The sequence below is a fragment of the Achromobacter anxifer genome (genome assembly GCF_903652925.1).
In the GTDB taxonomy this organism is placed as follows: domain Bacteria; phylum Pseudomonadota; class Gammaproteobacteria; order Burkholderiales; family Burkholderiaceae_B; genus Achromobacter; species Achromobacter anxifer.
Map to the genome: position 1 here is coordinate 407,060 of NZ_CAHLAR010000001.1, position 19,907 is coordinate 426,966.

The following is a 19,907-nucleotide window of genomic DNA, read 5'->3' on the forward strand; positions in this document are numbered from 1 at the left end:
CATTTTTTATGTCCGTCTCTTTTCTCGTTTTCACGATGCGAAATGTTGCTGTCCGCGCTTGCGGGTAGCAGTTCGCACAGGAATTTTCTTTGGACCAACTAGGCACAATCATGACGAATGCTCCAACTATTCAGTACAGCAAGCGCCGCCCTCGGGGGACCGGCACAGACCAACTCAAGGTCACTCTCGAAGCCCCCCTAGCAAACGCCTTGCGCATTGCCCAGGACACCCCTGGACTCATCATCAAGGGGAGCCGCAAGCCTTCCCGCTCGCTCATCTGCCGCCGTGCATTGACGATGTACACCGCGTATCTCTCGCGGCTTACCCCGGAGCAGCTTCAGCGGGAAAGCGGCGAGCTTCACAAGCTGGCGTGATAGGTCGGTCCATATGCCGACAACGACACGAACGAAACTTGATGGGCCTATCGGCCTTGCTCATCCCGCACTGGGGAAAGCTGAGAGAGTCAACCTCGGGGACCTTAGGGTGGACCCTGAGCGGTTCCAAGTGCGGAATCCCCAGGCGTGCAGCTATGTCCTAGGAATCCTCAAGCAGCAGGAGTCGGCAGAGCTTGCCGGGTCTCTGCGACAGTTGATTGAGGATGGAGTTGATCTTGATCCCCTCATCGTATGGGAAGACCCTCAGGGCTCCCTATGGGTCCTCGACGGACACCACCGCATGGAAGCCCTCAGCGAGGCGGACGCGCCTCCTGATCTGAAGGTGTGGGTCCAACGATTCATCGGGACCAGCAGTGGCTCATCCCCCACTGAAGCGGAAGCCCGAGCGTTTGCCCTGGAGGTGAACAAGCGGCTTCACCTCAACATGGACCCTAAAGAGATTCGTGAAGCGTACTGGCGTGGTCTCCTCTGTGGGGAGACTCATGGCAGCGTGCGGGGTCGAGTGAAGCAGTACGGAATCAGCAAAAGCACGATTGAGCGGATGGACAAGGAGAAGCCCAAGGTCCTTGCTGAGTTGCAGCGATTGGCAGACTCCCAAGGCGTCCCGCTAGACCCTTCATTTATCCGCAGTAACGCGCCCCTTTGGAAACACCTAGCCGAATGGCGAGAGAACCCGGATGCGATGAAAACGGAAGACTTGGATAAGAAAGCGATTGAGCAAGTAGTCAGGACCCTCACGGTACGCCTTGGGGCTGAGGCGAGGGCACAGCCCATGACCGTAATCATGGCGTTCGAGCAGTTCATGCAGGAGGCCACAGGAAAAACGGTCTCTGTCAGTGTCCCTGATGCTGACTTCTGATACCCCGAGGTGTCTTCCTTAGGGTGTCCTCTTTGAAGACACCTTCACGACCACAGTAGCCCGCCATGAGCGGGTTTTTTCATGCCTGAAAACACGACATGCACATCACCACCGAACCTGTCTTGAAGCAGGACTGGCTTGACCGCGCCTTATGGGGTCGTCTTTACCGGGAGGCTGGTGTCCGCCAACCGCCTCACCGTCTCCCATGCACCCCGCGTCTCATGCGCCGATACCTGAAGAGGGTTGGCGTCAGCGTGGAGCAATACCGGGAAATAACCGGGTTTAGCACGCTGAAAGCCTTTCAGGAGGCAAACCCAAGCATTCCCCTATGGGCGTTCATTGGAATGGTTTTGGAGGCAAAAACTCCCTGTGAATACAGCCCATGACATCACCACAGCGAAGGCTCAGCATCCTCTATGCGATGCGCCAGACATACGAGCAGGTAATCCCCATAGCGTACCGGCCCCTTTTCATTCGGGACATTGACCGGCGCATCCGAAATATCGAGGGGGCACTACAGGGACTCCCCCAGTTGCCCACCCAAGGAGACAGCTTTGACGGCATCAACCAGTGAGGCCACAGCAGCCCCCAAGGAAAAGCGCAAGGGCAACTATCGGGGCCGACCGCGCACACCCGAGGATCACAAGGAAGTGCTCAAGCGAGTCCGGGAGTTCCTCGACAACCCCACCAGCCACGAGAAGCTAGCGAATGTCGTGGCGGTACTCATCAACCACGAAATCAAAGCCCGATTACCCGGCGCATCGCGCCATTAGGGCAGATAACCGAGCAAGGAAAATCATCATGCCGCATTACACCCCAGCCGAATTGATCGGCTTCCACCAAAAAGGGCTGCGCTTCTTCGTAGTCAACGCTGATGGCTCTTTCGGGGCAGCCTATGCAGACTTCGGCAGTGCAGCCAAAGCGGGCGGTCTCCCGACCCACGATGTTGCAGTTGTCAATTCTGAGGGGGCCGCAGTCGTATATGACCGCCAAGCGCCGGGCTTCTATGACTTCGGACAGCCGCGCCCTGTCGTTATCGAAACTCCCCATGAATGAAGACACGGTAGCCACAGTTAAGGGGGTTACCGCCAGCATACGGACGCTGGAAAAGCTGGGTCTTGTTAAACGAGCGGGCGGTTCATGGATCACGGCAGACCGCTACAGCACTCCGCTAGTCCCCGCAGCTATCCCTCAAAGCACCTTCAAGCCAGACCCCTATAGCCTGATCGGGCTGCAATTGCGCGGCTTCAGAGTCCTCCCCGGCGAGATGGCAGAAGACCATCGGGTAGAGATTGCAGGCGCATTTATCCGCATCACAGAGGCCCGCAAGAACGGCCTCATCTAATCAATAAGGAAATCATCATGGGCAATTTTCAATCGTATTCCGTTCATCAAGACACCGCCGATGGCCAGCCGGTAGATGCCATTGACACTAGCGGCTCACAGACCATTGGCAACCAGAGCGGCGTTCACTCGGTCACCATCCAAGGCGGCGAGATTGTCTCGTCCACCTCTGGTGTCTCCAGCTTTGACGCTGGCAAAGACTTCTCCCCGTATGCTCGGGAAGATTGGCGCAGCACTGCGCGGACCTCTTACGGTTCACCTACGAATGACATTGACGGTGACACTGTGGTCCGCATCGGTGGCGTGTCCGCCAAGGTGAGCAACTTCGTACAGACAGGCATCCTCATCAAACAGGGTGACGGCTACGTCCTGGCAGGCGGCGAAGACCAACAGCCGCGAGGCGCTCAGCTGGAGCAGCAGCAGGACCAAGAGCAAGGGCAGCATGATCCCGATTTGGCGGTGATGCCTGAGGAAGTTGTGAGCGGCATTGACCAAGCCGCAGCAGGCATCCCGCAAGCAGCGATTCAGAACGGCATGGCGTCCGCTATCGCTGGCGCGATGGGCGACATTCCGATGGAAGACATCGCGGTCGGTCTGGCACAGAACACCGGCATGGAATTGACCGAGGCGCAGGGACGGGCTCAGTTCATCATTGACGCCTATCAGGCACAGGCGGACACGTTCCTGACTTCTCAGATGGGCCTGTCTTCCGGCGAGCTTCAGGACTTCTACGAGTTCGCCCGTGAGCCCGGCAATAAGGACGCCCTCAGGGTTGCCCTTGAGGGGCAGCTTTACGGGAACAACATGGCGGGCTGGCGTCCGCTGATCACCCGCTACATGGACCAAGTTGCACCCAGCGCGGAGGCCCTACAGGTCCGAGGGTTTGAGACCAGGGTGTCCCCTGAGGGTGAGCAGATGGTACGCATTCAGGGAGTCTGGATGAGTACCCGAGCAGCAGCCCGAGCGGGGCTCATCTAAAGCGTAGAGCGGGGGGTGAGGGCTGTGGTAATCTGCGTGGTAATTTCACCACTGCCACACTCCACCCTCCAGTATTCATGCGGCTTTGCGGGCCGTTATGAGGTCAGTGGTGCCCGGGGCCGGAATCGAACCGGCACGCCTTGCGGCGGGGGATTTTGAGTCGGAGCGAGGCAGGCTTTGTTTAGGAACGTATGGCGTAGCTGAGCGTAGGTTCAAATAGGTAAAAGTAATTATAGATCAGCAGGTTAGCGTAGCTTCACGAAATTGGCGAAAGCTGATGTATGTACCGGTACTGTACCGAATTTAGACATCGAGGTGGAGATTCTTGCATCGCGCATTCTCCGCTAGAAGTCGAGATGTTTGCCACAGTGACCTATGACTAGCCGCCTTTCTGCGCCAATCCACTCGAAGTGAATTCGTAACGTCTCCGCAACACTATCCTTAATGCCGATCTTCAGATGACGCTCCATCAAGATATCGACACCTTGGTAGGTGAATGTCCGACGCTTTTTCCCTGGGTTACTCAGTGCTTGGCCTTCATTTTGCGCGTAATCGTTGGCACCAAATACGCGCTTGCCGATCAAGTCACCTTGTCCATTGGCCAACGCCGTCCAATAGTCGTTTGCGAGGCTCCACAGAAGATCGAAGGCCCGCCTCCCATACATGAACTCCTTCGAGTCTCGAGCCGACTCGTAGGCTGAGTCGAGCACTACGACTCGATCAGGGAAGAAAGTGCTAATGACAGTCAGTGATTGTTCTAACGACGGATTTCCGGCGACAAGACTAGTCACGGCATCGCGCAGAGGGCGCATGGCTTCAAGCTCATCTTCCGAAGCATCCCCCGAGGACCGCTGGCCTCTCAAGGCATGCTTCAAACCTAGAATGTCAGCTTGAAGTTGATGAACCTGCAACGCCCTCGCTTCTAGGTCTTGTTGAAGGCTATCGACCTCAATGTCTTTGGCGAGTAGTTCCTTGTCCGCTTCTCCAAGCAACTGGGCGTACTCGTGGGCATCGTCGCTGCTTTTTGCCTTTTGAATGCTCGCCGTAAGCTGACCGCGCAAGACCGCCTGGCTGACGACTTCCAGGGAAATATGCTTCCATGAGCAGGGCAGGTTCGTACGGTGAGTAACGGTCGCCAAAATTTCAGCGTCGATATTTTTTCCTACCGTTGTGAGGTCAGCTAGGTCTGCAGGTAGGTACAGAGTCCTGTCACAATAGACACCGCGGTCTCCAGTACGAGCCTGGAACAGAACGTTGATCGCGCCACCCCATGCACCATAGCGGCGGCTCACGATTTCTTCGATTTTGAAAGTATCAACGCCAGCCGGAACCTGCACGACTTCAGCGATACCTGCAAGCAGTGAACGTAGGCGCTCAGGCTGCACCGCGTAGTTGCCGTCGCGATTCGCACTGACGACGACAATGGGATACTGTCGTGCTTCGCGTTCAACCTCTACTACGAATGCTGCGGCACTTGATTCGTCCAGTTGCTTCACTCGAAGGCCAGGAGTGTTGGAGCTCGGCTCGCACGTTTCCATTAAGGTTTGGACGATTCGTGGCCGAGTCACCTGGATCTGTGCTGTTACTCGAGCACTGATTTCTTCGGTTCGAGACAGAACCGTACATTCGACTGGGCCGTCTTTCTCCAATTGTCGTAGGCCGATCTCGGTCAACCATCTGCGTCCAGCTACTTCGCTGTCGCCATGAGAGAGTTGTGCGCAGAACAAGAATGGATGGGTGAGGGCCGTTGCTGTATCCGAAGTCGTACGTGAGACGGCCATACTGCCATCTCTCAAGCGCTGCCTGAGACCTCCAATGAGTTGCTTGCCTTCAACAAAGCCCCCTGTCCGCTTACCCATCCATCGCGCAATGCAATCCACAATCTGCGTAGGACCATCTTTGGGTTCAAGTTGAAACCGATTGCTGTAGATCAGCATGTTCGCTTCTGCCGTTGGATTAGTTGTTTTTCGGAATGAACCCATGGCGTCCGTGCGACGCACCCGTGAACCGAATCGCGTTCACATCATCCCCTAAGTCGACGGGGGGATCTTCATTCTCGAATACGATGACTTGGGATGTTTGAAAGCCTCCGGCGATGGATCGATAGAATGCATCCTTTACGTCATGCGAGAAACCGCCTTCATCTGTGTCGGGCTCCCTATAGACGACAAGTGGGGAGTCCACAAGTACAAAGCCGGGATGTGGCATCTCCTGATCCACGCAGAGTTTAAGAAGCGCCAAGTTGAAGGCGGCATGGGCGATTGCTCGGACGCCTTTGCCGTGGCTTGCCCGGGGGCGACCAGATATCACGATATCTTGATCCCCCTCACTAAAGGTGACTCGATCTAGTCTCGGGAAATGCCAAGCACGCAGTAAAGACTCGACTGCTTTGCTAAAAGATTCAGCCTCGTTTGAACGGATACGGGCTGATTCAAGCTCAGAACCTTTGCCAGAGAGTGGCATGCCAATTTCATTCATCAGGCCCTGTAGCTCGCCTACACGCCCATGCAGTTCAAGTGCATGACGATAGGTGTCTCTTGTCGCTTGACTTTCACGCAAATTGAGCAACGCAACCTCGACCCGTGGTTTCAATTTATCCGTGAGTTGTGACGCGACCGAGCGGACGCGGTCCCGCGTTTGCTCGCAAAGGATTCGGAGGCGCTCAATCTCCCTATCGTTGCCCTCCTTAGTCAAACGCAAGTCTGAAATCAAACCTCGGATCTTGTCTGCTTCGGCGATACATGCCTGAGCTACGTTCTCGACGCCTATGTCCGCTACTTGGTGCTCGTGATCATGATGCTCTGCAATTGCACCGCATACAGGGCAACGCTCCTCGCTCATCTGATCCAAACGAAAGCCTGCCTCCGCAATGCTCTCGAGTCGCCGAAGATCTGAAAAATATTGTTGATCAAGCAAAGAGAATCTGCGCTGCAACTCAAGCAAGACGCTCGATCTCGATTCAAACTGGCGTAAGCGATTTAACTCTGCCCTGCGCTGATCTTCCAATATGGCAGCGTTCTGCTGTTCCGCAGCAAGTTCCTTTTGTGCTGCGTCATATAGAAACTCAATCTCCGACAACTTTCCCTGCCAAGCAGTCACATCACCTTCCAATTGCATTTCTACAATGCGACTCCTGGCTTTTTCTTGGAGAAACTCCAACATCTCTAACTTCCCCGCCACCTTCCCGCTGACAACTTTCGGGTCTTCGTTGGATACCAATTTGCTGTCGTCGGTGCCTGTCAGCAGAAGTCGAAAGACCGCACTTTCCGCTGTTGCGGTGGTGTACTGTCCAGTCAAGATTGGGGATCTTTCGCTGATAATGGTCTCTTCATCGACTAACACGAGTCGTGCGAGATCTCGAAAGCTCACATCGCGAGTGACCCCTTGTTTATTCCTGCGTACTTTCTTTCCGGTTAAACCGGATAGGCTCAGAAAATACTGTGATACGGAATCCTTGTCGCCAGCACTGTGTTTCGCAGAAAGTTTTTTCTCAGATTTCCCTTTGCAGATGAGTCTAAAGTTGCCGCCACGAATTGAGCGTTCCAGGATTGCTTCGCCATCTTCTGGCGACGTAACCGTGAGGCGAACCGTCTCATACCCCTCAGATTCCGGTATGGGCTTGGGAGCATCCTTGCTACCCAACATGAAATCAATGCATTGAACAATGAAGGTTTTCCCAGTGTCCGAGGGGCCTGACACAATATTCAGTCCTTCAACGAACCGAATTTCTGCATTGGGCTTTCCGTTCCCGATCAATGTCAAGGCGCGAAGCTGAAATCCATTTATTGCCATTCGGCATCCTCCACTTTCAGCACCGACTCCATTGCAAACTCAGCGCCCCACTCTCCAATGTGAGAGTTGGTGATTTTCAGTAATTCCTCATCCGAGGTTTTCGCAAATAATGAAATGAGCCATGCCGCTCTTTCTCTCAAAGTCAGAAAATATTCGGATGACAACGCATCCAAGAAAGAGGCTGTACGTTCTGTTGCTGAGAACGTCACCCCTGTTTCGGTATAGTGACGTTCAAGCAAACCTCTGCTTTGGTACAGCATTAAGCCCTGTTCCAGCACGGCACGGCGCACTAATAATTCGCTGCCACGATGTGGTGTCTTTGGGTGTAGGCCTGGTGGGCCGTCTGGCAGATCATCGGAATGGACGAGCAAATAGTCCGAAACGACGAGCCGCTGAAGCGAGCACATTAATGGATAAGACTCACTCAAGAGAGCCACAGCTCGCAAGCCAATTTCAATCGGACCATTGAACAGGGGGAGCATCCCACCATTAGTCGATTCGGTCATTTCACCCACTTGACCTTTCCATTGTTGGCGAGTTGATGGCAAATCCCCCCCCGATCAAACGAGGACAAGCGCTCCTTGAGCGCGTGGTCGGTGATCGGTAAGAGCTTGGCTGTTTTGACTACAGATAGGACCCGCCGATAGCCATCTTGATGATCGCCCCGGATCTCATCTTTGATGCCACCATGTACCTCGTTTTGTAGATCCTCAAATGCGCCAGGCGGCAACGTATCCCGAGAAAATGACCGTAGCGCCTCTGCGCTATAAAACTCCAGCCGAGCATCATTGAAGTGCTCTTGGGCATCGTTGTGGGCGGCTAGTGCGTCCACAGTGGGTATTGCGCATTTCAGGTGATCACCATACGCGTCTAACAGATGGCGGACATACGTAACTTCATTGTCAGCAACTGTTGCGGGAGGTGGGGCAATCTTTGGTCGGCTTGGAAGCCCACCACCAAACCGGGTCACATGCCAGCGTGTTTTTGCGTGCTGGTCAATGATTCGCAATGGAGACATTGCCTCGAAAATCGAGAAGTCCAGCTTGTTCAGATGCGCACGTAGATCAACATCCAGTTCGACATTGATCTTTGATGTTATTTCCGTTTTGCAGTGCTTATCCCAGTTCTCAATCAACTGTTCCTTCAGCTTGTCCGCTTTCCTTAGTAGATTTGAAAGTTTGGTACCGGCCCCTTGGGGCGCCATAAACACATACCTTCTCGGGTATGTGTATTCCTCGACGTAGGTGTAGTACACAAGCTTTCCGAGTTCGACCCAGATGTCACCAGGCGTCAAACCACTCTTGTAATGTTTGCACTGATAGTTATCCCAAATCGCATCGTCCGCCTTGTCAAAGGCAATGATGTCCCGCCCCATGTCCCCAGACCCGCCACATCGCTCAACAGAGTCATAAAGCTCTTTAAGCGAGTCGGCCCATTCGAGGATGAAGTCTTCCCATTGATCGGCGCTAAAGATCCGTATCCTTTCAATGGGGGGAATGGGAAGTCCAGATGCAACGACGTCGGCAGTCGGTGATGTTCCCCAAGATGGGGGAGGAAGAGGGTTCGATGAAATCATGCGGCTTTAAAGACGTTCATGGCCTCATCAGCCGATTGATTCGTGCAAGCGCACTAGGTATAGCCTTCCCGTACGCTGGCAGAAAAATGGAAGTATTGCAAAAAATAGTAACAGATCGGAGACATTGGACAACAAGCACGGGTGTGACATCTGCCGGCGACAGCCTATCCTGCACTAGTCCCCAAATCCTAAATTTCTTCGTCATGACGAAGACTTTGGGAGCGCTAAGGCGTCAGCGCGCGGCTGCACAAACTCTTGCAGGCTTATCTGACCATCGACGAAACGCTGAGCGTGGGCCTCATCTGCTTCACTGAGCGAGAAACCTTCTAGACCGACGGAGGCCCGCGCATAGTTAACTGCCGATTGCCGGCGGCTGCGTTCGGTATCCGATATGGTTTTGCGGGGCTGTTGCCTGCATTTACCCTTGCCAGCCATGGTGTCTCCTTGCCGTAGGTAACTCGATCTTACAAGAAGTACGGGTAATTTGGTTTAGGTACGCGCAGCCATAGAGGTGGTGCGCTGAAATTGTCTTGTTTTACCTGCTATGGACGCCAATATCGGCTGCGTGCTAGCCGTAGTTTCCAAAGAGGCGTTGCCTCTCTGGACTCTCCACCCTCGCCGGCGGGAGCCTCGGGAGCAGGGGTTGCGGGCCTTTGGCCCGGAACTCCTGCCCCCGGCATAGCGTGGGGCGCTCCTGCCGCGTCAAGGGGCCGTGTCCTCGCCCTGTGGGCTGCGGGCCGCACCAACCCCTTGACCCGTCATCCGCTTGACAGCACCGCTACTGACGCCGTTTGGCCGGAAGAGGCGTCAAGGGCGGGACCGGAAGCCGCAGCCCGAAGCGCAGCGCAGGGAACGGGTGAGGATCCCGGGCGAAGCCTTCACCCTTGATGCCTCTGGAAGCCATGCAGCCTGTCGGCCAGGGGAGGAACAAGGCGAAGCCGCTGGGCCTGCCCCCGCGGCCAGTCCGGCAAGAACGGACGCGGGATGCAACCGAAGGGGTTGCCCAAGCGTAGCGCGGAGATATGTGCGGCCATAAATGAAAAGGCCTCGCTGATGGCGAGGCCGATGCGGACGCAACATGCACATCACTTACCGTTGACGGAGCCGCCCGTTGCCGATCCCCAGTTCTTGCCCATGTTCTGCAAGACGTGTTGCCGATAGGCTGGGTTCCACATGGTGTTGCCTGCGATCATGTGGTTGGTTCGGCCAGCAGTAACCATCATGCCCGACTGCATATCGCGGCGAGTCGTCTTAGGATTCACCACGTTGCCAATACCCTGCGCCATGCTCCTGAATGTCACAGCGTCAAAGGCGATGCCGCCAGCCAGTCTCGCCCCTAAGCCGCTCGTTTTTCTCTGCGCGAAGAAGATGATCAAGGCAAGAACGATGATCTGCACAAACGAACTGATGGGATTGTCCGTGGTCGTACTTATTATCCTATCGAACAGCGCCTTGAATAGCGCCACACCGACAGATACGACAACCATTGTGATGGCAATTTCAAGTATGTAGGCTAGTGCCTGCTCAAACCATTTGTCGAACCATTTCGCGGTGGCTGGAAACATTAGCGCCGCGATAAACAGTGGTCCGAGACCAAGCATTATTCCGAGACCGAGCTTTGCCATGATGATGGTCGCGGCCGCAGGCAAATGAATAAGAAACACGGCAATGGCCATCATGAGTGCATTCAGGGCATCCCAGAACATATGACCTAGCTCGTAGAATTCGCGTTTTGCGACTTTGCCTAGCATGTCGTAAGCCACGTTAAGCCCTTTGTCCGCTGAGTTATCCAGCACCCGGTAGATGCTTGTCGCTTGAGCGTTAGACGTGAACATGATGTCGGCCAGACCTGTCTCCAGGCCTTGAATGGCCGAAACAACAGTGGCGGTGTAAGCATCAGCCGTCATGCAGAATGCGGTGATGATGAGGATCTTCATGCACTGCTTGATGAAGGTTTGAAACGGCGCCTCAACTACTCCTGTACTGATGGCGTAGCCAGTCAAGGTGATGTACAGCGTGACGCCGGTCAGCATCAGCATTTGAAAGCCGAGGATGACGTTCGAAGCGGTTTCCGATACGAAGGTGTTCAGCATCGCATCGACGCTGCTGCCTATCCACTGGAATAAGGCGAATCCCATGCTATTGCCCTCCCTTGAGCGGATTGATAGGTTTCAGGTCGAAATAGCCTCGCTTGTCGACTGCCAGATGGTTTGCTGCTGTCTTCGCGTTGATGCAGTTGGCGGACGCTGCGAGTTCTCCAGGACTGGCTTCGCATTTCGCGATCATCGCGTTGCGTTCAGGGGTGTGCGCCTTGTACCAATCGACGGTCTGAACAGGGGTGTTGTCGCCGCAAGCTGCAAGTGTGAGAACGATGAAGAAAGGGAAGAGGATGTTTTTCATTTGTGCGCCTCGCGTGCGTTGATGATGTCGAGTGCGTGGGCCACTTCGGCGGCCTCAATGATGCGTAACGCTGCAAGGGTTCGTACGACGCTTTCGCGCATGCCGCCCCATGTCGGCTGTGTGAAGCGATTTGGCGCGTTTATCCAAACGATGCCGATGCACGCAATGGAAGTGACGGCAGACAGGGTGATGTTCATCCAAGGCGGCAACGGTTCTTCATCAATGAACGGCAGTGTGAATCCAAACCAGCCCATAGCGGCGTAGTAGGCCGTGAAAGCGGCCATACCGATAGCCACGACATCAAGGGTTCTCATCAGCGGCGCGCGCCGCAAAAGCTCTCGGTAATACTCGGGACTCAGGCGGCGAGCGCAAGCCCAGAAGCGATAGATGGCAAGGCATAGCGTTACCACTGGAACCAGTGTGATTGCGTAGAACGGAGCCATGATGTTCTCCTTAGCGTGCAAGCGGGTTGAAGACTTGAAGAGTGGGGTAGCCCCGTTGATCCACAATCTTTGCGTTGATCTCCTTCCGCCGTTGCTGCTGTAGGCGGTCTTCGGCTGCCGCGACCATCTGGTACATCTGTAGCTTGGTCTGCTCGTTCTGAATCATGGCCTGCTCGGCCGCGATGCGGCCTTGCAGTTCAGCAATGGCTTTCGGGTCTTGTGTCTGGTTGATCTGCCGCATCAACTGGTCGATTTGGCTAAGGCGATTTTTCGCGGCGTCGTAGGCATCGAGTGCAAAGGCTTTGTCTTGCGCACCTTTGACGGCTTGCGCTTCGCAGCTCGTGCGTTGCTCCGTCGAGGCAAAGCCGGCGCAGGCGTCATACACCTTGTTGTCGTTGTAGATGGACTCAGCGCGCCCGCTCAGGCCAGCATAGCCGCCTGATTTGACGGAGTCGTAGACGCTTTGCCAATCGCGCGGCAGGTAGTCCCGCAACTGCGGGCTGTTGAACAGTTCGCCCATGCCGCGTGCGCCGGTGACCGCAGCGTATTGCTGTTTCATCTGGTCGATCTGGCTGACCATCTGGTCGTACTGCATCTTCCACTTCGCCATCGTTTCGATCTGGTTTTCCACGCTCTTGGCGATGGAAGCGCCATCTGTCACGGGGATTTGTGCGAAGGCGGCCGACGACGCGGCAATGCTGACGGCCAGAATGCAAGAGGCTGATAGTTTCTTCATGTTCGCCACTCCTGAGAGGTTGAGGGCGAACGTAGGACCGTGCTGTCCGGTCTGTCGGTCTGTTCAGGGACCGCGCCCAGTACGACTGTGCGTCCTTGGGGCGACTAAGCGGCCGATCTGCTCTCGGCGGTCGGAACCCTTCTTTTCGGGTCGGCACCCGGTACGCTAGGCGTCCTTGGGGCGGTGCAACGTTCGTTGTGGTTAAAGGTACAACCGAAGTTGATTGTACTTACGGTTAATGCAAAGTAGTTTCCGACTACGGCGACCACGCGCGACGGTCAATGATGATGCGGTCCGATAGATACGAGATGTTCGCCAGTTCCGCCAAGGCCATTTCTACTGTTCGGAATCGGTACGGTCGGCCTTTGTCGTCCATGACGTGGTGCTCCGTAGTGCCGTCCTGCACGGCCAGGGAAAAGCCCTTCCAGTAGTGCGCATACAGAATGACCTGCACGTCACCAGTGCGCGCTGGATCATCGCAGTAGTCTTGCAGGGCGTCGTAGCGTAAAGCCATCTTATGGTCCTTCTTGCGCAATCAATCAACGGCTCAGGTCGCCAGTGTCTGGATGGTTGATCCCATCCAGTCGATGGGCGTCCTTGGTCACTTCTGTGCTGCGCTGACTACGCTGTGGGACCTGTAGCGTTCTGTCCTGCGAGGGATCAAGGAACCGGACAATTTCCAGGGCGAGCGATTTGTCCTCTATGTCACCAGCGGCCAAGGCTTTCGCAATGTGCCCATAGCCATTTCTGATGGCACGTGAAACGCCGGAAAGCCCGCGTTGTTCCCGCTCGGCCGCTTTGGTGCTCTTACCACTCTTGGCGGCATGTCGCGTCGCCTGCTTGACCGTAGTGTGCGTGTTCGACCGTACCCTACGCGGTGTGGCGTTGGCCTCGATGCCTTGTTCACGCAGTGCCTCGGCGAAGCGCTCCCTCCAGCGTTGCAGGTCCGCTTTTCGTGGATTGAGCCGGCTGCCGTCGAGACCCAGCGCCTTAACGCAAAGGTGGCCGTGGGGATGGGCTTCATCGTCATGGATGGCGAAGACATACGCGTGGTTGGCGCCGAACTCCGTTTTCGCGAATGCACGGATAGCGTCATTCACTGCGCGTCGGTCGGTGCCGGGTGGCATGGACAGCACGATATTGAATGTTTCGCGGCGCGAGCCGTTATAGGGCAACCCGTACTGGCCGCTTTTCCATTCGTCGCGCACGTCCTGCACTGCCTCACGGCCAAGGATGATTTCACCGTCTTCGTTCTCCAACGCTACCAGGCCGTTGCGCGATATGTAGTCGAGGTGTGCTTTCACCTGCGCGATGCCTTTGCCGCCGCCGGAGATCTTCACCATGACTTCGGGCGCTTTGCGAGTGGTCAGCATCAACTTGTCGCGGACCCGAGCGCTGCCGGTCAGCAGCAGAGGCTTAGAGGGCGGCGAAGTGCGTGATCGCGTCACTGTGCGCTTTATGCCTTGGCTGGTCACGGGCTTGGTATAGATGCGTTCGCCCCAGTCCTTCAAAATTCCATCAATGACCAGACTCATTCCAACCTCCAGCGGTCAATGTTGGCGCGCATGATGTCTGCCACCCGCGCGGTGTGGGTTTTGATATGACGGGTCAGTGTGTCGATATGTTCAGTGGTTACCACCGTCTCCAGCGCGCGTCCTGCGTTCATATGCCGGGCGATCTGGTTCAGGTTGCGGCCGATGGCCAACAGCCGTGAATTCGATTCGCCCAGCGTCCGTAGCTCTGTCATGCCGAACTGTGGTTCCCCGCTGAGATTGGCCCGTATCAGGTGGATGACCCAGCGATTGGCGGACATGCCCTGCTGCAAGGCCAGTGCTTCGATACGGGCATATTCCGTCTCAGTCAGGCGGAGTTCCAAGCGGCGACGCGAAGTATCGGGCTGCTCATGTGTTGATGGAGTGGGCGAAGTTTCCGTTGGCGAACCGTTGAGAAGGCGGACAATGATCTGCCGCAGGCCGTCGCTGGGCGTGCTGCCTTGTCGAAGACAAAGTGCCTGCCAGCGCCGCTTCAGATCACCATCCAGGCGGATGCTGAGTGTGGTCTTGCGCGTCATTTCGGCATCCTTGTATGCAGCTCCAGTTGGGCTTTGATTTCTTGAAGCCGGGCTTGAGATTCAGCTTTGCTGAGTGGTGCTGATTCCGAAGCACGCGACATATCTTGGGTCGCTGCCAGGCGTTCCCTTCTGGTTGCTATCGAGATGCCAGCAGACGGCACGAATCCCCCTGTGCGGTGGCGTTCAAGGATTCCTTTGAAATAGGCGACCTTTGTCTTCCTGATGGTTCCGGGCGTCTTGATGGCTCCGTCCAGCTCGTCAAGCAATGCTTGCGCATCAACTGATTGGACGTCGGTAAGCAAGTTTTGGATCGACAGTTTCTCAGCGGGGACCAGCGCGGTAGGGTACTGAAGACCGTCGTCGGTCCTCGTTGTAGTAGTAGGGTTATAGATAGGGTTAGTGTTAGTAGTAGTGTTACCCGGCCCCCTGCCCATACCCTGGAGATAGGCTGTCGCTGCGGTATGCTCGTTGCTAATTGATTGATTTCTATGGATGTCTTTTGATTCGGCCGAAATGGACGTCCGGCCGTCGTCGGGGCCCGCATAGGGTGTCGATAGCCTATATGGACCGTATCCAAGGGCTTTGGCTACCGTATTGCGCAGCGGACCCTCGGTAGGCAGTCGATCGATAAAGTCATTCACGTAAGCGTCACGCCAGCCTCGGGGCAGTGCCGCTATTTGCTCGAGTGTCTTTTTCCTAAGGGTCGTTGCCACTGCCATCTTGGCGGAGTTGTGGTCCCACCAATCTTTGATCCAGATGTAATTCGCCTGCGGGTCAAAATCCAAGATGCCAGCATCGATGAGACGACGCATCACTGGCATCAGTTGTGAATCGGGGTCCCAGCCCATTTCTGAGGCTGCAACGCGAATAACGATTTCATAGGCGCCGATGACATTGCTGAATGGCGAGGTCAGGAAGTAGAACAGCGCATAGCGGTCTTCGACCGTGCAGCCTGACAGGCGATTTGAGCGCCATATCTGGTCGTTGATGGTTCTTTGTCGACTCATGAGCGAGGCCCTCGCGTAGCGGCCTCTGCGGGCGTGATTTCATCGTCTGCCGGTTGTTCCAGATTCAGGGCTTCCGTGATCTGCAACGTCCGAAAATAAACGCGGCGGCCGACCCGTAGCATGGCTGGTTTCAGCTTGCGCGAAAAGTCGGTATCGGTATAAAGCGCAACGCGGACACCATCGGGAGATCGGCCTAGCAAGGTGGCGACGTCAACGATGCTCATCAACGGTCCAAACCGTCCCAACAAATATTCTCCAGTAGTCATTCATATGCCTCACAAGTTCACCGTAGGTAATGCCAGTCTTTACCGTGAAGGCATGGATGTCAAACTTAAGTCATTGATTTTAAAGACCAAAATGGGGTGTCTATGAAAACCAAGATTAGGCATCGCCAAATGCCAAGATATGGCGCATTGGTGTTCTTGCGATGAAGCGATCAAGCAAAATTAATCTAGAAATCATGGGCTTAGGCGCGGTCAGAGATGTGCTCTGATTTTGGCGTCTGAAGCGTCGGTGGATAGGGAAAAATTTTGTGGAAAATTACCAACGATGTGAGCATGCTCACACTGTTGGCTCGCATTCGAAGTGATGGCACTAGGATCAGCGGATTACGTGTCACGCTGTAGGGAGGAGCCAAGTATCATGGGGCATGCATGACAAGTCGTTAGGGAGCTATATGGAATCTTGGAATGACGCCCGGTAATGTCCGAGTCCGGCGCTTTCAATTGAATGCCAACGGCCGTGATTTTGCGGTGGGTGACATCCATGGTCATTTTGGTCGGCTTGAGGTCGCGCTGGCTGCCGTAAAGTTCTCGCCAGAAAAGGACCGATTGTTTTCCGTAGGGGACCTTGTGGACCGAGGCCCTGAGTCAGCCGATGTTCTGAAATGGTTGGAGCGCCCTTGGTTTCACGCGATCTGTGGGAATCACGACCTGATGACGTGGCGACGGGCGATGGGCGATCCAATTCCGGATGTCGATCATCGCGTCCACGGCGGTGGATGGTTGGATGCCTGCGTTGGTGAGGTTCGTGAACGCATTGCGGCCAGCTTGAGCGCCTTGCCGCTGGCTATCGAGGTGGAAACGCCGAGTGGCGTGGTCGGTATGGTTCACGCTGACTTCCCGTATGACGATTGGCAGGCCATTCTCGGCGCTACCTTCAGTCCAGAGGACGAGGATGCCTGCCTATGGTCCGTAGATCGCTATCGAATGCAGTATTCCCAGCCTGTCCGCACTGTACGTGCGGTGGTCCATGGACATATGACGCTGCGCAAGCCTGCGCAGCTTGGCAATGTTTACTACATCGATACAGGTGGATGGCAGGATGCGGGGAGGTTTACGTTGCTGGACTTGCATACGCTTAAGTCGTGGCCGCGCTAGTTCCACTCTCCTACCTCTTAATACATGGCGCAGCCTCTAAAGGTCCGACATACGGGCAGATGAGAGAAGTGATCGGACAGGGCAAAAGAAAAGGTTCGTCGCCGACTTCTGGGGAAGGTTTCTCGCGTGACGTCTTCGAGATTACGCAATAGCAACCAGCGCGAGGACCTGATGATCTTGCGCGCCACTCCGTCGCCGCGTAGGTGGGGATGATTCGCTCAGGAAGACATAAGGCCGAGTTCGGCCAGTAGCGGTCAATCGCACTCGACCGATGTGATAACACCGGAGAGGAGATATCAAGAACGGGCCATCGCAGGGCTTACGTACGGATGCACTTTCACCAGTATTCGGCCAACTTCACGCGCTTGCTGCGGGGCTGATCGGCGACCAATGAACTTTCATTATCGGTGCCTCCGAATCTCAAGTGAAATCGAAAAATTCGGCCAATACAAGGTCGTTTCGCCTGCGATGCCGCCCGTCTACGCACACGGTTTCCAGTCGCTTGCCAATTCGCTGCAAAACGCCTAGCGGATCCTCTACACCGTCTGAACCAAAAATATCGTCATCGTCACAATGGTGGCTCGGCCACAAGGGCAAGGCCTGCACCCGCTCCGGGTCGAAATATTTGATGAAATTTCGAATAGCGGAAGCTGCGGTCGGTATATTTTTTAGCGGGTAAGGGTGCCGCGGACCATCGAAGCACCAACACCCATCGACCATCTTACCCTTTGTCTTTCCAATAAATTCACCTAGCATTTCTCCAGCCCTATTAGGCGAACTCAGGCGCCAATATAGCCGACGCTCGACACTGAGCCGGACGGCGTCACGAAGCCCCACGCTTTAGGTATTTCACCATTACTCCGAGCCGAGAATCATTGAACATTTACCGTAGCAAAGTGCTCTTTCCGAAATTCATACGCGTGGGGAGTATTCACAGAAGAAAACTGCGCAAAGCCGCATCATCTGCGGTACGTGGTGCGCAGTTCATCTAACGACGCGGACACCTGGCGCAATACCGGCCCCCAGGCTCGCGGCGCTGGCTGGCGAAAAAGGCGCATAGTTGGATACCAAGGCGAATCGGCGCGGCCGCGCAGCCAGCGCCAGTCCGGCGCGAATGGCAGCAGCACCCATACGGGGCATCCGAGCGCGCCGGCTAGATGAGCGGGCGAAGAGTCCACGGTCACCAGCACATCTAGCAGCGTAATGATTGCCGCGGTGTCGTCGAAGTCGCGGATGTCTTCGCGCAGCCGCAACAGCGACATGACCGCAGGCGGCCAGCCGGTTTCGGCGGCCGCCGGGCCCATTTGCAGGCTAATGAAGCTCGTGTCCGGTCGCGCCAGTGGCGCCAAATCGGCCAGCGCCATGGAGCGTTGCGCGTCATTGGGATGGCTGGGCCGGCCGGCCCACACCAGCCCGATCCAGGGCCGGGGCAACGCCGCCAGGCGCGCGCGCCAATGCGCTACCCGTTGCGGATCCGCGCGCAGATAGGCGATGCTGACGGGCAGATCGTGAAGGCGCAGTCCCAGGGCCAGCGGCAGGCTCATCAGCTCGCAGTGGCAATCGAATGCGGGCGGCACGGTGCCTGCGGGAATGATCAGGTCGAAACCGCCGCTGCGCGCGGCCAGCGCATGGCAGGCGGCGTTAACCTCCAGGATGACCCGGGCCCCGCTGCGCGCGCGAGCCAGGGCCACCAACCGCAGGAACTGGAACGTGTCGCCAAAGCCCTGTTCGTCGTGGATCAGCAAGGTCTGGCCCGCAATGGCCTGCCCTTCCCAACGCGGCTGCTGCATGGGGCGGCCCCGCATCACGGTATGCGGCATCTGATAGCGGAAGCGGTATTCGCGCCAGCCGGTCTCGAATTCGCCTTGCAGCAACAGCACTTCGGCCAGATCGAAACGGGCCCCCGCATCGCCTGGCGTGGCCGCCACTACCCTTTCCAGGATGACCCGCGCCTCATCGTCCCTGCCCAGCGCGCGCAGGGCCGCGATCCGTTGCCGCCAAAGCGCAATCGGACCGGTGCCGTCCGCCAGCGCCTGTTGCAGCAATGCCTCGGCGTCCGCGTGGCGCCCGGTCAGCAACAGGGTCTGAGCCTGCGCGTGCACGGCCTGAAAGGGCGCCAGCGCCGCCGGTTGCTGGGTGGCCGCGTACGTCGTTTCGAGGCTGGCGAGGATCTGGTGGGCTTGGGGCATCAGCGGGTCGACGTCGATGGCGCGCCGGACCGCGGCCAACGCCGCCTCATATTGGCCTTCGTCGCGCAGAAGCGCCGACAGGTTGCACAGCGCCAATACGTAGCGCGGGTTCAGCGCCAGTGCATGCTGGTAGTGCCGCAGCGCCTGCGCGTTGTCGCCCAGGAGCTTGCATGTGTTGCCCAGATTGTTGTGGGCTTCGGCGCTCTCCGGCAGCAGCGCGGCAACGCGTTGCAGGCATTGCAGGCTGGCGGCCAGTTGGCCTGCTTCCTGAAGGATGATGCCCAGGTTGTTCCACCCCTCGGCCAGATACGGGTCCACCGCCACGGAGCGCCGCGCCGCCCTTTCCGCTTCGTCGAGCAGGCCTTGCTGACGGCACATTTCGGCCAGGTTGCTGCAATAGAGGGCTGGCGCGGATGCGGGCCGGCAGGCCACCCGCAGGTGCGCAATGGCCAGGTCGGCCAACCCATAGGCATGCGCGATCACCCCCAGCAGATGCCGTGCGTTGGGCTGGTCTGGCGCACCTTGGAGGATCCGCAGGCAAAGCTGCTCGGCTTGGGGCGCCTGGCCCGCATTCCAATGCGCGTGCGCAGCCTGCAACGCCGCCGACAGCGTCAGCGGGGGAACAGCCGGATCGTTATGCTTGCCCACGCAAACAGCTCCACGGCGCTCAGGCGCGGCCAGAAAAGCGCAATTATCGCCGTAGAGCGGCGACGTGGTGCCAGACGCAAGACGGTGGGG

Annotated in this window: 22 protein-coding genes; 7 read left to right on the forward strand and 15 right to left on the reverse strand. The window is 56.6% G+C overall.

Annotated elements, in window-relative coordinates; genetic code table 11:
• Positions 1–110: 110 nt before the first annotated feature.
• The 6 genes from HWY37_RS01915 to HWY37_RS01940 all read left to right on the forward strand — a co-directional run bounded on the left by HWY37_RS01915 (position 111) and on the right by HWY37_RS01940 (position 3,576).
• Positions 111–374: a hypothetical protein gene (locus HWY37_RS01915; protein WP_176087733.1), complete on the forward strand. Its 264-nt coding sequence runs from the start codon at positions 111–113 to the stop codon at positions 372–374.
• 301 nt (positions 375–675) lie between these two features.
• A complete protein-coding gene (locus tag HWY37_RS01920) occupies positions 676–1,254 on the forward strand; it encodes a hypothetical protein (RefSeq protein WP_246302161.1) in 579 nt (192 codons plus the stop codon).
• Between the two features lie 554 nt (positions 1,255–1,808).
• A complete protein-coding gene (locus HWY37_RS01925; protein WP_176087735.1) occupies positions 1,809–2,027 on the forward strand; it encodes a hypothetical protein in 219 nt (72 codons plus the stop codon).
• A 28-nt stretch (positions 2,028–2,055) separates the two neighbouring features.
• Positions 2,056–2,310: a hypothetical protein gene (locus HWY37_RS01930; RefSeq protein WP_176087736.1), complete on the forward strand. Its 255-nt coding sequence runs from the start codon at positions 2,056–2,058 to the stop codon at positions 2,308–2,310.
• On the forward strand, positions 2,303–2,599 hold the full coding sequence (locus tag HWY37_RS01935; protein ID WP_176087737.1) for a hypothetical protein: 297 nt from the start codon (positions 2,303–2,305) through the stop codon (positions 2,597–2,599). Before HWY37_RS01930 ends, HWY37_RS01935 begins: the two co-directional genes overlap by 8 nt.
• A gap of 17 nt (positions 2,600–2,616) precedes the next feature.
• Entirely contained in the window at positions 2,617–3,576 is a 960-nt protein-coding gene (locus HWY37_RS01940) for a hypothetical protein (protein WP_176087738.1), read from the forward strand.
• A gap of 344 nt (positions 3,577–3,920) precedes the next feature.
• Here HWY37_RS01940 and HWY37_RS01945 read toward each other — a convergent pair whose 3' ends face one another.
• The 14 genes from HWY37_RS01945 to HWY37_RS02010 all read right to left on the reverse strand — a co-directional run bounded on the left by HWY37_RS01945 (position 3,921) and on the right by HWY37_RS02010 (position 15,825).
• The gene (locus tag HWY37_RS01945; RefSeq protein WP_176087739.1) at positions 3,921–5,513 is read right to left on the reverse strand and encodes a hypothetical protein; all 1,593 of its coding nucleotides are present in this window, start codon (positions 5,511–5,513) and stop codon (positions 3,921–3,923) included.
• Between the two features lie 19 nt (positions 5,514–5,532).
• A complete protein-coding gene (locus tag HWY37_RS01950; protein WP_176087740.1) occupies positions 5,533–7,368 on the reverse strand; it encodes an ATP-binding protein in 1,836 nt (611 codons plus the stop codon).
• A complete protein-coding gene (locus tag HWY37_RS01955) occupies positions 7,359–7,874 on the reverse strand; it encodes an ABC-three component system middle component 2 (protein WP_343060929.1) in 516 nt (171 codons plus the stop codon). The genes HWY37_RS01950 and HWY37_RS01955 overlap by 10 nt, the downstream gene beginning before the upstream one ends.
• Complete coding sequence (locus HWY37_RS01960) at positions 7,871–8,944, reverse strand: ABC-three component system protein (protein ID WP_176087742.1); 1,074 nt, start codon at positions 8,942–8,944, stop codon at positions 7,871–7,873. The genes HWY37_RS01955 and HWY37_RS01960 overlap by 4 nt, the downstream gene beginning before the upstream one ends.
• Before the next feature lie 201 nt (positions 8,945–9,145).
• Positions 9,146–9,379 (reverse strand): antitoxin VbhA family protein, encoded by a 234-nt coding sequence (locus HWY37_RS01965; RefSeq protein WP_052097482.1) that lies wholly within the window; start codon positions 9,377–9,379, stop codon positions 9,146–9,148.
• Positions 9,380–10,029: 650 nt separating this feature from the next.
• The gene (locus tag HWY37_RS01970; RefSeq protein WP_176087743.1) at positions 10,030–11,082 is read right to left on the reverse strand and encodes a TrbL/VirB6 family protein; all 1,053 of its coding nucleotides are present in this window, start codon (positions 11,080–11,082) and stop codon (positions 10,030–10,032) included.
• A 1-nt stretch (position 11,083) separates the two neighbouring features.
• Positions 11,084–11,344, reverse strand: coding sequence for an EexN family lipoprotein (locus tag HWY37_RS01975; protein ID WP_176087744.1), 261 nt, complete (start codon positions 11,342–11,344; stop codon positions 11,084–11,086).
• Positions 11,341–11,787, reverse strand: a complete 447-nt coding sequence (locus HWY37_RS01980; protein ID WP_176087745.1) for a hypothetical protein — start codon at positions 11,785–11,787, stop codon at positions 11,341–11,343. Before HWY37_RS01980 ends, HWY37_RS01975 begins: the two co-directional genes overlap by 4 nt.
• Positions 11,788–11,797: 10 nt before the next feature.
• A complete protein-coding gene (gene virB5 / locus HWY37_RS01985; protein ID WP_176087746.1) occupies positions 11,798–12,523 on the reverse strand; it encodes a P-type DNA transfer protein VirB5 in 726 nt (241 codons plus the stop codon).
• Positions 12,524–12,779: 256 nt separating this feature from the next.
• Positions 12,780–13,037: a hypothetical protein gene (locus HWY37_RS01990; RefSeq protein WP_246302162.1), complete on the reverse strand. Its 258-nt coding sequence runs from the start codon at positions 13,035–13,037 to the stop codon at positions 12,780–12,782.
• Positions 13,038–13,062: 25 nt separating this feature from the next.
• A complete protein-coding gene (locus HWY37_RS01995) occupies positions 13,063–14,058 on the reverse strand; it encodes a relaxase/mobilization nuclease domain-containing protein (protein ID WP_176087748.1) in 996 nt (331 codons plus the stop codon).
• Entirely contained in the window at positions 14,055–14,594 is a 540-nt protein-coding gene (locus HWY37_RS02000) for a plasmid mobilization protein (protein ID WP_176087749.1), read from the reverse strand. The genes HWY37_RS01995 and HWY37_RS02000 overlap by 4 nt, the downstream gene beginning before the upstream one ends.
• The gene (locus HWY37_RS02005) at positions 14,591–15,601 is read right to left on the reverse strand and encodes a hypothetical protein (RefSeq protein WP_176087750.1); all 1,011 of its coding nucleotides are present in this window, start codon (positions 15,599–15,601) and stop codon (positions 14,591–14,593) included. Before HWY37_RS02005 ends, HWY37_RS02000 begins: the two co-directional genes overlap by 4 nt.
• A complete protein-coding gene (locus HWY37_RS02010; RefSeq protein WP_343060910.1) occupies positions 15,598–15,825 on the reverse strand; it encodes a hypothetical protein in 228 nt (75 codons plus the stop codon). Before HWY37_RS02010 ends, HWY37_RS02005 begins: the two co-directional genes overlap by 4 nt.
• Positions 15,826–16,290: 465 nt before the next feature.
• Between HWY37_RS02010 and HWY37_RS02015 the strand changes: the two genes are divergently transcribed.
• On the forward strand, positions 16,291–16,980 hold the full coding sequence (locus HWY37_RS02015; RefSeq protein WP_176087752.1) for a metallophosphoesterase: 690 nt from the start codon (positions 16,291–16,293) through the stop codon (positions 16,978–16,980).
• Positions 16,981–17,939: 959 nt separating this feature from the next.
• Here HWY37_RS02015 and HWY37_RS02020 read toward each other — a convergent pair.
• A complete protein-coding gene (locus tag HWY37_RS02020; protein ID WP_246302163.1) occupies positions 17,940–19,817 on the reverse strand; it encodes a tetratricopeptide repeat protein in 1,878 nt (625 codons plus the stop codon).
• Positions 19,818–19,907: the final 90 nt, after the last annotated feature.